Genomic DNA, 16380 nt, shown 5'->3' on the forward strand with positions numbered 1-16380 from the left:
AGGGGTGCAAGAGTGGCACACCTTGTGCAATAATATCGGTGTAGATGCTCATTCCATCTCTTATGTTCGCGTTTACGCCTCATAAATCCAGGAATGACGCAGAGCCGTTTACGGTGCTTATCGTCCACCGACAGATGTCGCTTCGGCCTCATCAAACACCATGGACATAACGTTGAGTGAAGCACCCATTGTTGTCAAAAGATCTGTTTTAACGCCTGCCCTGTTTTCAGAGCAGGCGTTTTTTTATGGGTTTAATTCTGATAGCGGAATAAACGAAGAGAAAGGCGTGACCGGAAGTGGAAAAAAGAAAGGAGCCTCAAAGGCTCCTTCAGATTATGTCACGCGCAGCACTCAGGATGGTGGGTTGTTCTGTAGCGTCAGTAACAGTCCGTCACGGCGCATGGCGGCGGCTTCTTCCGGCTGATGCAGTCTGTCGAGGGCATCTGCCAGCCAGGCGTAATCAAACGCGTCTGGACGCTGTTTTAACGCCGCGCGGAAAGCCACGGTAGCTTCTTGCCATTCACCGTGTTTCATCAGCGACTGGCCCAGCGTACTCCACAGCAGAGGACGGTCGCCCACGCTTTTAATCTGCTGACGCAGGACTTTTTCAAGCTGCTCAGGATTGTTGGTTTTCAGACGTGGAACCGGCAGCAGCAGACGGTCATCATACTGGCGCTTCAGGCCATCAATGATAATTTGTTGAGCCATGTCATGATCGTCACACTCGATAAGGTGATCGGCCATGGCGACTTGCAATGGTACTTGCTGACGGGTTTTACGGCCCTGGTTTTTCCACCATTCGCGCAGGCCATCGCTGCCCTGATCGGCCCGCGCCTGATCCATCAAACCAATCCACGCTTGTTGTTCAAGTGCATCACGATGCGCTTCATCACCCACGTTAGCTTTCGCCATTGATGGAATGATTTCCAACAGCGAGCCCCATGCGCCTGTGCGCATATAGGCCTGTTCAGCAAGTCGCAGGACTTCCGGATGACGTGGAGCAATTTCGAGTAATCTGTCTACGCCATGGCGTGCGGCATGATCTTCGTTACGTGCCAGTTGTATACGCACGCGAGTGATCTCAACCGGGATCAAATCGTTGCCAGCACTTTCTGCGGCACGTTCCAGATGTTGGTTAGCACGTACTTCATCGCCACGCTGTTGCGCCGCTTCAGCGGCTAACAGATAGTTCACCACCGGCTGCTCAGCGTGATCGGCATTCTTCGACATCAGCTTTTCTACTTGCTGATAATCGCCTTCTGCCAGTTTCAACAGCGCCTGTTCGGTTTGTTTGCGTGCGCGACGTCGTTTGCGTCCGACAAACCAGCCACGGGTGTGTGCCCCGGTGCGGAAGATGCGACGCAGCAGCCATTCAATCGCGAACAGCACCACCATGGTCAGGACCATAATGATCACCAGACCGGTGACGCTGGTTTCAATGTTGTAGTTATCCGTCTGGATCAGGACATAGCCCTGATGACCTGCGACGATCGGGCCCACAACGATCCCGGCGATCAGCAATGCAAAGAGCAGTAAGACTTTCAGCATGCTTATTCTCCTTGCGGTGCAGTAGCGGGTGCGGTGTCAGCCTGCGATGCTGCACTCGGTGCAACGGAAGGCTGTGACAACAGATTACGCACGCGGGTCTGCATCAGTTTTTCCAGAAGCGCCTGGCTCTGCAGCGTTTCCGGCACATCCATATTGATGTTCTGCTGACTCAGAGAGTCCAGCTCATCCAGGAACGCTTTGGTGGTGGCATCGTCGGTGTCGTAGTACGCACGCACCCACGTGGAGACGTTATCCAGTGCCTGTTTATAGGTTTGTTGCTGATGACGCGGGATAGCCTGGGCGGCAACCAACAGACGTGAGCGAAGGTTTTCACGCAGGTAGACGTCCTGGTTCGGCGCTAACAGCGGAACCGCGGTTTCATCACGGCGACGAATGGTGATAAAGCCATCCATAAAGTTCTGCCAGCTTTTTTGCAGATTAACGCGCCATTCGCCGAGTGAACTGGAGAGTTCACCGCCGTCGTCGTCCATCGGGGAATCATCGGTAGAGTTATCGGCCAGACGCAGGTTATCTATCTGATTAGACAGTTGATTAATCTTGAGAATGATACCGTCGTAATCGACCTGCGCAACGCCAGAGAGGCTCGCGATATCGTCAGTAATAGCGCGACGGGCGTTGATCAGGCTCGGGTCATTCATGTCTGCCAGACTTGCATCGGCGCTTTTCAGCAACGCCGCTGCGGTGGTGACATCCTGATCGCTCCACAGTTTGCGACCCGCCAGTTTGACCAGGAAATCGGCCTGCGCCAGTTGCCAGGTTTTAGCATCGCTCCCGGAAATCGTTGCCACTTTTTGTTGCAGTTCGTCTAGCTGTTTATCCTGCGCGGCTTGCTGCTGTTTCGCGGCGCTAAGCTGTTCAGCCTGCTGTTTAATCACGCCTTCCAGTTCGCTTTTCTGCGATTCTTGCGCTTTTTGCAGGGCGGTCACTTGATTGACCAGCGTGTCGTTAGCAGAGGTCTGGCTGGTGCCTTGCTGTTTCACGAGACCATACAGGCCAATGCCTGCCGCCAGTGCGATGGCAATTGCCAACACGCTCAGCGCCAAAGGGGCTTTGTTGCTGCTTTTCTTCTCAGCGCTTTTCTTTTCAGCATTCTCCGGCTGTGGCGTTACATCCACGGCCTCCCTGGTCTCTTCAACCACGGCGGAGTTCTCTTTTTGTTCCGTCATTATGGCTTCCAATGTTGAGAGTTATTGTAAAGCACGCAGCAGCGCGTCGTTGTCGGCGCTATCGGCTACCTTGATGTTTTTCCAGCCCAATTCCCGGGCCAGTTCTGCCAAGCGCTCACTCACCACAAGCACCTCGCAGTGTAACAACCATTGCTCGCGATACCATTGCGGAATAAGCGAAAACAACTGTTCTAACATTTCGCCGCTGGTGATGACCAGTCGGGTCACCCCGCGCGATTGCCAGCGCATGGCTTCTTCCGCACCGTCATAATGACGGTTACTGCGTTGATAACATTCGCAAAAAATTACCGTGGCACCGCGACTTTGCAACGTTTCGCCGAGCAACTCCCGACCGCCGTTTCCACGCAAAATCAGCACTTTCTTGCCTGCAACGTTTTGTAATTCAGGTAATTGTAGCAACACTTCGCTGATTTCCCGATCGAGGGGATAGCGAACGTCAATGCTGCTGACTTTATGCAATGCCAGGCCGGTGGTGCGGCCAATGGAGAAATAGCGTGGTGCGTCAGGCCAGCGTTGCCCGAGCTGCTGTAACTGCGCGTGGGCAAACTCGACGGCGTGCTGCGAAAGGGCGATGAGCAGATCGCCGTCGTCCAATGCGTGCAGATGCGCCGCCAACTGTGGCAGTTCACGACCGGGGGTAAATTCAATTAACGGAAAGCTCCAGGCCTCTCGCCCCAGCGCGCGCAGGCGGCTGACAAGTTCTTCCCCTTGGGGAGACGGGCGAGTGACCAGAATGCTCATTCAGGGGCTTCTCCGTTATAGACGTCTGCGAGGATTTCGCGGGCGCCGTTATTCAGCAGTTCTTCAGCCAGTGAAATGCCGAGTTTTTCGGCGTCTTCTGCAGGCCCGCGACGTTCACCGCGTACCATTTGACTGCCATCCGGTGCGCCAACTAAAGCGCGCAGCCAGATTTCACCGTTGCTTAATTCAGCATAGCTGCCAATCGGCACCTGACAGCCTCCTTCGAGGCGAGTATTCATTGCTCGTTCGGCGCAGACGCGCACGGCAGTGTCGGTATGATTCAACGGTGCGAGCAGTGCATGAGTCCGTTCGTCGTCGAGACGACACTCAATGCCCACGGCACCTTGACCTACAGCTGGCAGAGATTGTTCAGGCGATAACGCCTGGCGGACTCGGTCTTCCAGACCCAGACGTTTCAGCCCTGCCACTGCCAGAATTATCGCATCATAATCGCCGTTATCGAGCTTACCGAGGCGAGTCCCAACGTTACCGCGCAGCGAGCGAATCACCAGATCCGGGCGGTCGGCAGCCAGTTGGCACTGACGGCGTAAACTTGACGTGCCAACCACGCTGCCTTTTGGCAATGCGTCGATGGAATCAAAGTGGTTGGAGACAAACGCATCACGCGGATCTTCACGCTCGCAAATCGTCGTCAGGCCGAGACCTTCGGGAAATTCTACCGGAACGTCTTTCATAGAATGCACGGCGATATCGGCGCGGTTTTCAAGTAGCGCAAGTTCCAGCTCTTTGACAAATAACCCTTTACCGCCCACTTTCGCCAGCGGCGTATCAAGGATCACATCACCGCGCGTCACCATTGGCACCAGCTCTACCTGTAGCCCTGGATGGCACGCCATCAGCCTGTCTTTCACGTAATGTGCCTGCCAAAGTGCGAGTGGACTTTGGCGTGTGGCAATTCTTAAAACTTTGTCTAACATGCTTGTTACCGTCGTTATCGTCCGCTAGTCATCCTAACATTGTTGCTATAAGGATGTTAGTTTTCGAGTTTTTCTGAAAATGAGCAAAAAGGGATGCGAGGGCGTGTTGAAGAATTTACAGTTGTTAATTGATGCTAAACTTGTTAGTAGCGCAACTTTCTTTACGGTCAATCGGCAAGGTGTTAGATTGATCACGTTTTAAACCGTTTGTTAGCCCGCACCACACCATCATGGCGACAGACGGTAGCGGTTCTTGTTGAAATTCTAAAAGCCTCCGTATCCCTTGCAGTTCACCGCCTTAGCGATACGCCAGGTTTTAACATCAGGCGATATGTCTTGTACCTCTATATTGAGACACTGAAACAGAGACTGGATGCCATTAATCAATTGCGCGTGGATCGCGCGCTTGCTGCCATGGGGCCGGCTTTTCAGCAGGTCTATAGTCTTCTGCCGACATTGCTTCACTATCATCATCCGCTGATGCCGGGTTACCTTGACGGTAATGTACCCAAAGGCATTTGCCTCTACACGCCTGATGAAACCCAACGCCACTACCTTGACGAGCTGGAACTGCATCGCGGCATGCCGCCGCAGACCACTGTCAAAGGCGAACTGCCGATCACCGCTGTGTACTCAATGGGGAGCACTTCCTCCGTGGGGCAAAGCTGTTCTTCCGATCTCGATATTTGGGTCTGTCATCAGGCCTGGCTTGATAATGAAGAACGTCAGCTGTTGCAGCGTAAATGCAGCCTGCTTGAAAGCTGGGCCGCGTCGCTGGGTGTCGAAGTCAGCTTCTTCCTGATCGACGAAAACCGTTTCCGCCATAACGAAAGTGGCAGCCTCGGCGGCGAAGATTGCGGTTCAACCCAGCACATCTTGCTGCTCGACGAATTTTATCGCACCGCCGTGCGTCTCGCAGGCAAACGTATTCTGTGGAATATGGTGCCATGCGAAGAAGAAGAGCATTACGACGATTACGTCATGAAGCTCTACTCGCAGGGCGTGCTCACGCCAAACGAATGGCTGGATCTCGGCGGCATGAGTTCGCTCTCTGCTGAAGAATATTTCGGTGCCAGCCTGTGGCAGCTCTATAAAAGCATCGATTCACCGTACAAAGCGGTGCTGAAAACCCTGCTGCTCGAAGCCTATTCCTGGGAATATCCAAACAGTCGTCTGCTGGCAAAAGATATTAAACAGCGTCTGCACGATGGCGAGATTGTGTCATTCGGCCTCGACCCGTACTGCATGATGCTTGAGCGCGTAACGACCTATCTGCAAGCCATTGATGACCACACTCGTCTGGATCTGGTGCGTCGATGTTTCTATCTGAAAGTGTGCGAGAAACTCAGCCGTGAACGCGCCTGTGTCGGCTGGCGTCGTGAAGTGATTGGTCAGTTGGTGAAAGAGTGGGGCTGGAGCGAAGAGCGTCTGGCGATGCTGGATAACCGCGCCAACTGGAAGATTGACGAAGTTCGCGATGCGCACAACGAATTGCTCGATGCGATGATGCAGAGCTACCGCAATCTGATTCGCTTCGCGCGTCGTAATAATCTCAGCGTTTCTGCAAGCCCGCAGGATATCGGCGTTCTGACGCGTAAACTGTACGCGGCGTTTGAAGCGCTGCCGGGCAAAGTCACGCTGGTGAACCCGCAAATTTCCCCGGATCTTTCCGAACCAAACCTGACCTTTATCCATGTGCCGCCGGGCCGTGCTAACCGCACTGGCTGGTATCTCTACAACCGCGCGCCAAACATGGAATCGATCGTCAGTCATCAACCGCTCGAATATAACCGTTATCTTAATAAGCTGGTGGCGTGGGCCTGGTTCAACGGCCTGCTGACGTCACGCACCCGCCTGTTTATTAAGGGCAACGGCATTGCCGACCTGGCAAAATTGCAGGAGATGGTCGCCGACGTATCGCACCACTTCCCGCTGCGTCTGCCAGCGCCGACGCCGAAAGCGTTGTACAGCCCATGCGAAATTCGCCATCTGGCGATCATCGTCAATCTCGAGTATGACCCGACCGCTGCGTTCCGTAATCAGGTCGTGCATTTCGATTTCCGTAAGCTGGATGTGTTCAGCTTCGGCGAAGAGCAAAACTGCTTAGTGGGCAGCGTCGATCTGCTGTATCGCAACTCGTGGAACGAAGTGCGTACACTGCATTTCAACGGCGAGCAGGCGATGATTGAAGCGCTGAAAACGATTCTCGGCAAAATGCATCAGGATGCGGCCCCGCCGGATAGCGTGGAAGTGTTCTGCTACAGCCAGCATTTGCGTGGCCTAATCCGTACCCGCGTGCAGCAGCTGGTTTCTGAATGCATCGAACTGCGTCTTTCCAGTACGCGTCATGAAACAGGGCGCTTCAAAGCGCTGCGTGTGGCGGGGCAAACCTGGGGACTGTTCTTCGAGCGTCTGAATGTGTCGGTGCAGAAACTGGAAAACGCCATTGAGTTTTATGGTGCAATTTCCCACAACAAACTGCACGGTCTGTCGGTGAAGGTTGAAACCAACCAGGTGAAATTGCCGCCAGTGGTCGACGGTTTCGCCAGCGAAGGCATTATCCAGTTCTTCTTTGAAGAGAGCAGCGAAGACAACGGTTTTAATATCTACATTCTGGATGAGAGCAACCGGGCAGAGGTGTATCACCACTGCGAAGGCAGCAAAGAGGAACTGGTGCGCGACGTCAGTCGTTTCTACTCGTCCTCGCATGACCGCTTTACCTACGGCTCAAGTTTTATCAACTTCAACCTGCCGCAGTTCTACCAGATTGTGAAAGTCGACAACCGCGTGCAAGTAGTGCCGTTCCGCACCCAGGCTATCGCTGCCGTTGCGCCTGCCAATCAGGACGCAACGGCTCCGCAGTTACAGCAGTACTTTTCTTAACGGAAAGTCACGGTTTCGCCTGCTTGCTGCGTGGCGGCCTGCTCCAGCAAATCCCAGAAGGCTTCACCGCTGCGATCGCACACCCACACATCGTCTTTTAAATCGAAATGATAGCCGCCTTGTTTGGTGGCTAACCATACCTGATGCAAAGGCTCCTGGCGGTTAATGATGATTTTGCTGCCATTTTCGAAGCTTAACGTCAGCACGCCGCCGTTAATTTCACAATCGATATCGCTGTCGCCATCCCAGTCGTCAAGGCTCTCTTCGATGGTCATCCACAACTGGTCTGCAAGGCGGTGAAACTCACTGTCGTTCATTGTTCTTTTCCATTATCAGGTGATGGCGGCAGTATAACGCGAAACAATTCCCGTTGCAGTCAGGCGCTAAACGCTTGCTTTTACATCTTCTCCTGCGATGATAGAAAGCAGAAAGCATCAACCACAGGCACTATAAGAATGAAGAACTTTTTTCGACCGCTGGTCCTTTTGGCTGCATTATTGACTCTGTCGGGCTGTGGCCTGAAGGGGCCGCTCTATTTTCCGCCGGCAGATAAAAGCGCGGCTCCGCCGACTCAGCCGGTGAATCCGGGTACTCAGACCACCGAACCGACGCGTAACGATCGTGGCGATAATGGTGGCCCAACTCAGGTCAACTACTAACAAGAAGCCGTTGTTTCTGCGTGGATGGAGTCAATGATGCAGTTCTCTAAAATGCACGGCCTGGGCAATGATTTCATGGTCGTCGATGCGGTAACGCAGAATGTGTTCTTTTCTCCGGAGCTGATCCGCCGCCTGGCCGATCGGCATCACGGCGTTGGCTTCGATCAACTGCTGGTGGTTGAACCCCCGTACGACCCCGATCTCGATTTCCACTACCGTATCTTTAACGCTGACGGTAGCGAAGTGTCTCAGTGTGGCAACGGTGCGCGCTGCTTTGCACGCTTCGTACGTATCAAAGGCCTGACCAATAAACGTGATATTCGCGTCAGTACCGCCAATGGCCGTATGGTATTAACCGTAACGGATGACGAATTGGTGCGGGTGAATATGGGTGAGCCTAACTTCGAGCCTTCGCAGGTTCCCTTCCGGGCGAACAAAGCGGAAAAGACCTATATTATGCGTGCAGCCGAGCAAACCATAATGTGCGGCGTTGTCTCGATGGGGAATCCGCATTGCGTGATTCAGGTCGATGACGTTGATACTGCTCCGGTGGAAACATTAGGGCCAGTGATGGAAAGCCATGAACGTTTTCCTGAGCGTGCCAATATCGGTTTTATGCAGGTGGTAAAAAACGACCACATCCGTTTGCGCGTCTTCGAGCGCGGCGCGGGTGAAACCCAGGCCTGTGGAAGCGGCGCCTGTGCGGCTGTTGCCGTAGGCATTCAGCAGGGGCTGCTGGCCGAAGAGGTACGCGTAGAATTGCCAGGCGGGCGGTTGGATATCGCCTGGAAAGGACCGGGTCAACCGCTGTTTATGACGGGCCCGGCGGCACACGTCTACGACGGATTTATTCATTTATGAAACCAATCGGGGAAGAACAGCAGGCAGAATTGAACGCGCTCGATGATCGGGCGGTGGTCGACTATCTGCTGCAACATCCTGAGTTCTTTATTCGCAATGCTCCGGCAGTAGAGCAGATGCGCGTGCCGCATCCGGTTCGCGGTACGGTGTCGTTGGTCGAATGGCATATGGCGCGAGCGAGAAATCACATTAACGCGCTGGAAGAGAACATGACGATGCTGGTGGAACAGGCGACGGCGAACGAAAGCCTGTTCTATCGCCTGCTGCATCTGCAAACGCGTCTGGCGGCAGCGGAAAGTCTGGATGACCTGCTTAATCGCTTCCATCGTTGGGCGCGTGATTTGGGCCTGGCAGGGGCAACCGTGCGCCTGTTTGCCGATCGCTGGCGCATTGGCGCACCGTCTAAATTCACTCAACTGGCGCTCTCGCGTCAGGCATTCGAACCGATCCGCATTCAGCGTTTGGGTCAGGGGCCGCATTTTCTCGGCTCGCTGAACGGTCCTGAATTATTAGTGATGATGCCCGATGCTAAAGCCATTGGCTCGGTGGCGATGTCGATGCTGGGCAGCGATGGCGATCTCGGCGTGGTGCTATTCAGCAGCCGCGATCTACATCATTATCAGGCGGGTCAAGGCACGCATCTGCTGCAGGAAATCTCCCTGATGTTGCCCGGTTTGTTGGAGCGTTGGGTCGAGCGCGTATGACGTCGTCTCCGCTTGCCGCGTCCACCGAACGCTTCCTGCGCTATCTCGGCGTCGAACGCCAGCTCAGCCCCATCACTTTGCTCAACTATCAGCGTCAGCTTGATGCCATTATTGCTTTAGCCGAAGAAAGCGGCGTGAAAAGCTGGCAACAATGTGACGCTGCGGTGGTGCGCAATTTCGCTGTGCGTAGCCGTCGTAAAGGGCTAGGCCCGGCAAGTCTCGCACTGCGTTTGTCGGCCTTGCGTAGCTTTTTCGATTGGCTGGTGAGCCAGGGCGAATTACCGGCTAATCCGGCGAAAGCGGTCTCTGCACCGAAAGCCCCTCGTCACCTGCCGAAAAATATTGATGTCGATGATGTTAACCGGCTGCTGGATATCGATCTCAACGATCCGCTGGCAGTGCGCGACAGGGCGATGCTCGAAGTGATGTACGGCGCGGGATTGCGTCTGTCCGAACTGGTCAATCTCGACATTAAGCATCTCGATCTGGAATCCGGTGAAGTGTGGGTGATGGGCAAAGGCAGCAAAGAGCGCCGTTTGCCGATTGGCCGCAATGCCGTGCACTGGATTGAGCATTGGTTAGATTTGCGTGGCCTGTTTGGCAGTGAAGAAAACGCGCTGTTCTTGTCGAAGCTCGGGAACCGTATTTCGGCGCGTAACGTGCAAAAACGTTTTGCGGAGTGGGGTATCAAGCAGGGGCTGAACAGCCATGTGAATCCGCATAAACTGCGCCACTCCTTTGCCACCCATATGCTGGAATCCAGCGGTGATTTGCGCGGCGTGCAGGAATTGCTCGGTCACGCCAATCTCTCGACGACGCAAATCTATACCCATCTTGATTTTCAACACCTTGCTTCGGTGTATGACAAGGCACACCCACGCGCCAAACGGGGAAAATAATGCGTTTTTACCGCCCACTCGGCCAGATAGCCGCTCTCACGTTCGATCTGGATGACACCCTTTACGACAACCGGCAGGTGATTCGCCGGACGGAAAAAGAGTCATTAGCGTTCGTTCGCAATTATCATCCCGCGTTACAGGCGCTGGAAAACAGCGATTTTCATCAATTGCGTCAATCGCTGCGCCAGGCCGATCCGGACATTTATCACGACGTGACCGAATGGCGACGTCGTGCGGTTGAGCAGGCGATGCTGAACGCCGGGCTGACGGCGAGAGAAGCGACCGTTGGCGCCAATGCAGCGATGGCGAATTTTGCCCAATGGCGCAGTGCGATAGACGTGCCGCAGGAAACGCACGACACCCTCGCGCGTCTGGCAGAAAAATGGCCGCTGGTGGCTATCACTAACGGCAACGCGCAGCCAGAGCTGTTCGGCCTGAACGACTATTTTAAGTTTGTGCTGCGTGCGGGCCCCGATGGGCGCTCGAAGCCGTTCAGCGACATGTACCATCTGGCCGCAGAACGCCTTGATGTGCCGCTGAAGCAGATCCTGCACGTGGGCGATGATCTAACGACGGATGTCGCAGGCGCGATCCGCTGTGGCATGCAGGCCTGCTGGATAAACCTGCTCGACGGCGATTTGATGCAAATAGCCGACAGCCGTCTGTTACCTCACCTCGAAATTTCGCGGTTGGCATCCCTCACTACGCTGATATAATCATCAGCAACTCTGTATAAATTCCCAGGGGTTCTGTGAACCCCGACATTCTTCGGCGGTGCCAATGGACGTTTCTTACCTGCTCGACAGCCTCAATGACAAACAGCGTGAAGCCGTGGCGGCGTCGCGCACTAACATGCTGGTGCTGGCAGGGGCGGGAAGCGGAAAGACGCGCGTGCTGGTGCACCGTATTGCGTGGCTGATGAGCGTGGAAAACTGCTCGCCCTATTCGATTATGGCCGTGACGTTTACCAACAAAGCGGCAGCAGAAATGCGCCATCGTATCGGTCAATTGATGGGCACAACGCAGGGCGGCATGTGGGTCGGTACGTTCCACGGCCTGGCGCACCGTTTGCTGCGTGCGCACCATCTGGACGCTAACTTACCGCAGGATTTTCAGATCCTCGACAGCGAAGATCAGCTGCGACTGTTGAAACGTCTGATCAAGGCGATGAACCTCGATGAGAAGCAGTGGCCGCCGCGCCAGGCGATGTGGTACATCAACGGTCAGAAAGACGAAGGATTGCGCCCGCATCATGTCCAAAGTTTCGGCAACCCGGTGGAGCAAACCTGGCAAAAGGTTTATCAGGCCTATCAGGAAGCCTGCGATCGCGCAGGGCTGGTGGATTTCGCCGAGCTATTGTTGCGCGCACACGAGCTGTGGCTCAACAAGCCGCACATTTTGCAGCACTACCGCGAACGCTTTACCAACATTCTGGTCGACGAATTCCAGGATACCAACAACATTCAGTACGCCTGGATCCGCATGCTGGCAGGCGACAGCGGCAAAGTGATGATCGTCGGCGATGATGACCAGTCGATCTACGGCTGGCGCGGCGCACAGGTCGAAAACATCCAGCGTTTTTTGAACGATTTCCCCGGTGCGGAAACTATCCGTCTGGAGCAGAACTACCGTTCAACCAACAATATTCTGAGTGCCGCTAACGCCCTGATTGAAAACAACAACGGGCGATTGGGCAAAAAGCTGTGGACCGATGGCGTCGACGGCGAACCGATCTCACTCTATTGCGCGTTCAACGAACTGGACGAAGCGCGTTTTGTGGTGAGTCGTATTAAAGCCTGGCAGGACAACGGCGGTCAGCTTGAACAATGCGCCATTCTCTATCGCAGCAACGCCCAGTCGCGTGTGCTGGAAGAAGCGTTGTTGCAGGTCAGTATGCCGTACCGTATTTATGGCGGGATGCGCTTCTTCGAACGCCTGGAGATCAAAGATGCGCTGTCGTATCTGCGTCTGATTGCCAACCGCAACGACGATGCAGCGTTTGAACGTGTGGTGAATACGCCAACGCGTGGCATCGGCGATCGCACGCTGGACGTGGTGCGTCAGGCCTCTCGTGATCGTCAACTGACGCTGTGGCAAGCCTGTCGTGAACTGTTGAAAGATAAAGCCCTCGCAGGGCGTGCGGCTAGCGCCTTACAACGCTTTATGGAGCTTATCGACGCACTGGCGCAGGAAACGGCCGACATGCCACTGCACGTGCAAACCGACCGCGTAATCAAAGATTCCGGCCTGTTCATGATGTATGAACAAGAGAAAGGCGAGAAAGGCCAGACGCGCATTGAGAACTTAGAGGAACTGGTGACGGCGACGCGCCAGTTCAGCTACAACGACGAAGAAGAAGATTTAATGCCATTGCAGGCGTTCTTGTCTCACGCGGCGCTGGAAGCGGGCGAAGGGCAAGCAGACACCTGGCAAGATGCGGTGCAACTGATGACATTGCACTCAGCGAAAGGACTGGAGTTCCCGCAGGTGTTTATTGTCGGCGTAGAAGAGGGCATGTTCCCGAGCCAGATGTCGCTGGATGAAGGCGGGCGTCTGGAAGAAGAACGCCGTCTGGCGTATGTCGGCGTGACGCGCGCGATGCAAAAGCTGACGCTGACCTATGCCGAAACCCGCCGTCTGTACGGCAAAGAGGTTTACCATCGCCCGTCTCGCTTTATCGGCGAATTGCCGGAAGCGTGCGTGGAAGAAGTTCGCTTACGCGCCACTGTGAGCCGCCCGGTAAGCCATCGTCAGATGGGCACGCCGATGTCGGAAAACGACACGGGCTACAAGCTGGGCCAGCGCGTACGTCACCCGAAATTTGGCGAAGGCACGATTGTGAATCTGGAAGGAAGCGGGGAACACAGCCGTTTACAGGTGGCGTTCCAGGGCCAGGGTATCAAATGGTTAGTGGCGGCTTATGCACGCCTCGAAAATGCATAACCATAAGAAATACATAATAAATTTTTAATATTCTGTGAGTCTTAAACGCCAGAGTGGGGGAAATCCGCCCTGGCGCTTCGCTCTCTGTTGACGCTGCATTTAGGCTGGCGTAACATGCGCACACGAATACGCTAAGAGGACTGATACCTTGGACACACCCAGTAGATACTGGCTCAATTTCCTGCAATCCAGGAACAACTCCTAAGGCTATCACCCGACGCTGATGGCCTTAGAGGTTGTCAGTGACATGCAATATTCCCGTCGCTCTGAGTCAGGCTTAATGGTCTGAAACCCCCGATGTTTCTGTGTGCCCACCGTACTGTCCGATAATTTTTTGCATTGGGAGTCCCGGTCATGCTGAGCGCATTTCAACTGGAAAACAATCGCTTAACGCGTCTTGAGTCGGATGACATCGAACACCTTGCCACCTCGGTATGGGTTGATTTGGTGGAGCCGGACGACGAAGAGCGTAACCGCGTACAGACAGAACTGGGCCAAAATCTGGCAACACGTCCTGAGCTGGAAGACATCGAAGCCTCGGCCCGTTTCTTTGAAGACGAAGACGGGCTGCACATTCACTCCTTCTTCTTCTTCGAAGATGCTGATGACCACGCCGGTAACTCCACAGTGGCGTTTACCATTCGCGAAGGTCGCCTGTTTACGCTGCGCGAACGTGAATTACCTGCGTTCCGTTTATACCGTATGCGCGCCCGTAGTCAGGAGATGGTCGACGGTAACGCGTTTGAGCTGCTGCTTGATCTGTTCGAAACCAAAATCGAACAGCTGGCGGATGAAATCGAAAACATCTACAGCGATCTGGAAAAGCTGAGCCGCGTCATTATGGAAGGCCATCAGGGCGATGAATATGATGAAGCGCTGTCGACGTTAGCAGAGCTGGAAGATATCGGCTGGAAAGTGCGTTTGTGTCTGATGGATACCCAACGCGCGCTGAACTTCCTCGTGCGTAAAGCGCGTTTACCAGCGGTTCAGCTTGAGCAAGCGCGTGAAATCCTGCGAGATATCGAATCCCTGCTGCCGCACAACGAATCCTTGTTCCAGAAAGTTAACTTCCTGATGCAGGCGGCGATGGGCTTTATCAACATCGAGCAGAACCGCATCATCAAAATCTTCTCGGTGGTTTCGGTGGTGTTCCTGCCGCCGACGCTGGTGGCGTCAAGTTACGGGATGAACTTCAAGTTTATGCCGGAACTGGATCTTAGCTTCGGTTACCCTGCGGCCATTATTCTGATGATCCTGGCGGGTCTCGCGCCGTATCTCTACTTCAAGCGCCGGAACTGGCTGTAAGTATCACGTCATACTCGCGGCGGCTTGCCGGACTGAAGCCGCCGATCAACAACGGTTCCGCGATTTTTTTATCCTCTGCAATTTCCCGTAATGCCTGTCGCAACGCTGCCAGCGTTTGTGCGGATGTGTGGCGTGACGTTATCAACGGCAGACCTGGCGTTAATGTTGTCTCGTCAATAATCGACAAACCGCTCAGAGCCTGCGGCTCATAACGTGTAAGCAACGCCAGAGTGACGCAGTCGATCGCGGCCAGATCTGCGGTTCCGTTTTGCACAGTCTTTAGCGACTGGCGATGGCTGCCACTCCACACAATCGAGCGGAAAAACGTGTCGTCATGATTGAGATAATTACGCAATGCATGATAGCCCGACTGTGAGTCCGGTGAGTTGCACGCGGCGATATGTCCGCGAAAATCGGTCACGGTTTTGTGCTTATCGGCATCACGCACCACAATCAGGCTGCGATAGTGGCCGCCTTCACAGCCGGGTGCAGTGTAGTGAAAATGACCCACCACCTGCACGTCTGTCAGTAGCGTTACCAACGGATAACCGCAGGTCTGGCTCAACAGCAGGTTTTCGTCCTGCCAGTGCGCGAGCAAATCTGCCGGATGTTGAAGCTGCGCGTCGGGAAAACGTTGCTGCAAGGCTTTTGCCAGCGCGTCCGTGGCGATGCGATTAACGTCATACATCGGGAACGCGATATTACCGGCCATGCTGATTTCCCTCTGGTTTTCCCGGATGCACCGTGACATCTACCGGGCTAAATCGATAGTTACGCCACCATTCCCGATAGCCTTTCACCACAAAGCCTTGATTACGCTCTTCGTATTGCGCCTTGTCGCGCAGCCACACGTTACGCAAGCCGTACCACGGCACGCCGGGTAAATCGTGATGGACCGAATGATAGTTCAGATTCAGAAACAGTAAACGCCACGGCAGCGAGGTTTCGGTGATGGCTGACCGGGCCAGCGGGTCGTCCGCCGCCCGGTGTTCCAGAAACGAACGGATTTTGGTGATTGCCAGCGCCGGATAGCTCACCGCCAGCAGATACCACACAACGGAAAATCCGTTGTGGTTCAGCCAGCCAAACACCAGTGCTAACAGCGCAAAATGCACCAGCCACATGACAATGGCGCGGCGTTCCCTTCGTCTGAACGAGGTCACCATTCCTGAAAGCACGCCGAAAATATCTAACAGTGGAGCTAAGAACAAACGGCCCAAAAAAGTATTTCGCATATGAATAATGCGTTGCTGCCAGCGGCTAAACTGCTGCCAGCGTTCGGCAGAAAAATAATAGGTCTCAGGATCTTCGCCCGGCACGGTCAGCAGCTGATTGCGATGATGGGCCAGGTGGGAATCGCGATACAACCCGAAGGGATACCACACCGCCAGCGGCAGCAGGCCGAACAGTTGATTGAATCGTGGCCAGCGCGTCGGGTGCCCGTGGATCAGCTCATGCTGAAGCGACAGATACCAGGTAGTGAACAGAATCAGCAGGGCGGTTGAAGCAAAAATCCCCAGCGTGGCGTTGAAAGCCAGCGTTGCGAACCAGCCGCCGTAGATAACGAACATCAGGAGCCACGTGGGAAGTTCGCTGCGCCATAGCCAGCTTTTAGCGAGCAGACGCACGGTCTGACGTTGTTCGTCATGCAGCCAGGCGGTTCGTTTAGCGGTATCGGGGATAAGCATCCG

The 16380-nt window shown here is 54.5% G+C and carries 16 protein-coding genes; 9 read left to right on the plus strand and 7 right to left on the minus strand.

Annotated elements, in window-relative coordinates; translation table 11 throughout:
• Positions 1 to 351: 351 nt before the first annotated feature.
• From hemY to hemC, 4 genes are read right to left on the minus strand one after another with little or no spacing between them, the layout of a single operon-like run.
• Positions 352 to 1548, minus strand: coding sequence for a protoheme IX biogenesis protein HemY (gene hemY, locus VH187_RS07665; protein ID WP_329700866.1), 1197 nt, complete (start codon positions 1546 to 1548; stop codon positions 352 to 354).
• Positions 1549 to 1550: 2 nt separating this feature from the next.
• On the minus strand, positions 1551 to 2735 hold the full coding sequence (hemX, locus tag VH187_RS07670; RefSeq protein ID WP_329700867.1) for a uroporphyrinogen-III C-methyltransferase: 1185 nt from the start codon (positions 2733 to 2735) through the stop codon (positions 1551 to 1553).
• A 21-nt stretch (positions 2736 to 2756) separates the two neighbouring features.
• Complete coding sequence (hemD, locus tag VH187_RS07675) at positions 2757 to 3497, minus strand: uroporphyrinogen-III synthase (protein ID WP_329700868.1); 741 nt, start codon at positions 3495 to 3497, stop codon at positions 2757 to 2759.
• On the minus strand, positions 3494 to 4435 hold the full coding sequence (gene hemC / locus VH187_RS07680) for a hydroxymethylbilane synthase (RefSeq protein WP_329700869.1): 942 nt from the start codon (positions 4433 to 4435) through the stop codon (positions 3494 to 3496). Before hemC ends, hemD begins: the two co-directional genes overlap by 4 nt.
• A gap of 336 nt (positions 4436 to 4771) precedes the next feature.
• Between hemC and cyaA the strand changes: the two genes are divergently transcribed.
• The gene (gene cyaA, locus VH187_RS07685) at positions 4772 to 7318 is read left to right on the plus strand and encodes a class I adenylate cyclase (protein WP_329700870.1); all 2547 of its coding nucleotides are present in this window, start codon (positions 4772 to 4774) and stop codon (positions 7316 to 7318) included.
• Here cyaA and cyaY read toward each other — a convergent pair.
• Positions 7315 to 7635 (minus strand): iron donor protein CyaY, encoded by a 321-nt coding sequence (gene cyaY, locus VH187_RS07690; protein WP_329700871.1) that lies wholly within the window; start codon positions 7633 to 7635, stop codon positions 7315 to 7317. The two genes, cyaA and cyaY, sit on opposite strands and share 4 nt — an antisense overlap.
• Positions 7636 to 7773: 138 nt before the next feature.
• Between cyaY and lptM the strand changes: the two genes are divergently transcribed.
• The 8 genes from lptM (at position 7774) to corA (ending at position 14689) form a co-directional block, all read left to right on the plus strand.
• The gene (gene lptM / locus VH187_RS07695; RefSeq protein ID WP_329700872.1) at positions 7774 to 7977 is read left to right on the plus strand and encodes an LPS translocon maturation chaperone LptM; all 204 of its coding nucleotides are present in this window, start codon (positions 7774 to 7776) and stop codon (positions 7975 to 7977) included.
• Positions 7978 to 8013: 36 nt separating this feature from the next.
• Positions 8014 to 8838 carry a diaminopimelate epimerase gene (gene dapF, locus VH187_RS07700; RefSeq protein ID WP_329700909.1) on the plus strand — a complete coding sequence of 275 codons (825 nt, stop codon included), beginning with the start codon at positions 8014 to 8016 and terminating at the stop codon, positions 8836 to 8838.
• Complete coding sequence (locus VH187_RS07705) at positions 8835 to 9542, plus strand: DUF484 domain-containing protein (RefSeq protein WP_329700873.1); 708 nt, start codon at positions 8835 to 8837, stop codon at positions 9540 to 9542. Before dapF ends, VH187_RS07705 begins: the two co-directional genes overlap by 4 nt.
• Entirely contained in the window at positions 9539 to 10441 is a 903-nt protein-coding gene (xerC, locus tag VH187_RS07710) for a tyrosine recombinase XerC (protein WP_329700874.1), read from the plus strand. The genes VH187_RS07705 and xerC overlap by 4 nt, the downstream gene beginning before the upstream one ends.
• Complete coding sequence (gene yigB / locus VH187_RS07715) at positions 10441 to 11157, plus strand: 5-amino-6-(5-phospho-D-ribitylamino)uracil phosphatase YigB (protein ID WP_329700875.1); 717 nt, start codon at positions 10441 to 10443, stop codon at positions 11155 to 11157. The genes xerC and yigB overlap by 1 nt, the downstream gene beginning before the upstream one ends.
• A gap of 64 nt (positions 11158 to 11221) precedes the next feature.
• Positions 11222 to 13384: a DNA helicase II gene (gene uvrD / locus VH187_RS07720; protein WP_329700876.1), complete on the plus strand. Its 2163-nt coding sequence runs from the start codon at positions 11222 to 11224 to the stop codon at positions 13382 to 13384.
• Positions 13385 to 13532: 148 nt separating this feature from the next.
• Positions 13533 to 13589, plus strand: a complete 57-nt coding sequence (gene ysgD / locus VH187_RS23460; RefSeq protein WP_414713914.1) for a YsgD/CorL family protein — start codon at positions 13533 to 13535, stop codon at positions 13587 to 13589.
• A 149-nt stretch (positions 13590 to 13738) separates the two neighbouring features.
• Entirely contained in the window at positions 13739 to 14689 is a 951-nt protein-coding gene (gene corA, locus VH187_RS07725) for a magnesium/cobalt transporter CorA (protein WP_329700877.1), read from the plus strand.
• On the opposite strand, the gene VH187_RS07730 is transcribed toward corA, so the two are convergent.
• Both VH187_RS07730 and VH187_RS07735 read right to left on the minus strand, forming a co-directional pair.
• A complete protein-coding gene (locus VH187_RS07730) occupies positions 14667 to 15401 on the minus strand; it encodes a phosphate/phosphite/phosphonate ABC transporter substrate-binding protein (protein ID WP_329700878.1) in 735 nt (244 codons plus the stop codon). The two genes, corA and VH187_RS07730, sit on opposite strands and share 23 nt — an antisense overlap.
• Complete coding sequence (locus VH187_RS07735; RefSeq protein WP_329700879.1) at positions 15391 to 16377, minus strand: fatty acid desaturase; 987 nt, start codon at positions 16375 to 16377, stop codon at positions 15391 to 15393. The genes VH187_RS07730 and VH187_RS07735 overlap by 11 nt, the downstream gene beginning before the upstream one ends.
• Between the last annotated feature and the right edge of the window lie 3 nt (positions 16378 to 16380).

The organism is Scandinavium sp. (assembly GCF_036271055.1).
GTDB lineage: Bacteria > Pseudomonadota > Gammaproteobacteria > Enterobacterales > Enterobacteriaceae > Scandinavium.

What these genes read in the sequence shown, in the direction of transcription:
- hemY (WP_329700866.1), bottom strand. Translation starts at nt 1,548, where the DNA reads ATGCTGAAAGTCTTACTGCTCTTTGCATTGCTGATCGCCGGGATCGTT.
- hemX (WP_329700867.1), bottom strand. Translation starts at nt 2,735, where the DNA reads ATGACGGAACAAAAAGAGAACTCCGCCGTGGTTGAAGAGACCAGGGAG.
- hemD (WP_329700868.1), bottom strand. Translation starts at nt 3,497, where the DNA reads ATGAGCATTCTGGTCACTCGCCCGTCTCCCCAAGGGGAAGAACTTGTC.
- hemC (WP_329700869.1), bottom strand. Translation starts at nt 4,435, where the DNA reads ATGTTAGACAAAGTTTTAAGAATTGCCACACGCCAAAGTCCACTCGCA.
- cyaY (WP_329700871.1), bottom strand. Translation starts at nt 7,635, where the DNA reads ATGAACGACAGTGAGTTTCACCGCCTTGCAGACCAGTTGTGGATGACC.
- lptM (WP_329700872.1), top strand. Translation starts at nt 7,774, where the DNA reads ATGAAGAACTTTTTTCGACCGCTGGTCCTTTTGGCTGCATTATTGACT.
- dapF (WP_329700909.1), top strand. Translation starts at nt 8,014, where the DNA reads ATGCAGTTCTCTAAAATGCACGGCCTGGGCAATGATTTCATGGTCGTC.
- VH187_RS07705 (WP_329700873.1), top strand. Translation starts at nt 8,835, where the DNA reads ATGAAACCAATCGGGGAAGAACAGCAGGCAGAATTGAACGCGCTCGAT.
- xerC (WP_329700874.1), top strand. Translation starts at nt 9,539, where the DNA reads ATGACGTCGTCTCCGCTTGCCGCGTCCACCGAACGCTTCCTGCGCTAT.
- yigB (WP_329700875.1), top strand. Translation starts at nt 10,441, where the DNA reads ATGCGTTTTTACCGCCCACTCGGCCAGATAGCCGCTCTCACGTTCGAT.
- uvrD (WP_329700876.1), top strand. Translation starts at nt 11,222, where the DNA reads ATGGACGTTTCTTACCTGCTCGACAGCCTCAATGACAAACAGCGTGAA.
- corA (WP_329700877.1), top strand. Translation starts at nt 13,739, where the DNA reads ATGCTGAGCGCATTTCAACTGGAAAACAATCGCTTAACGCGTCTTGAG.
- VH187_RS07730 (WP_329700878.1), bottom strand. Translation starts at nt 15,401, where the DNA reads ATGGCCGGTAATATCGCGTTCCCGATGTATGACGTTAATCGCATCGCC.
- VH187_RS07735 (WP_329700879.1), bottom strand. Translation starts at nt 16,377, where the DNA reads ATGCTTATCCCCGATACCGCTAAACGAACCGCCTGGCTGCATGACGAA.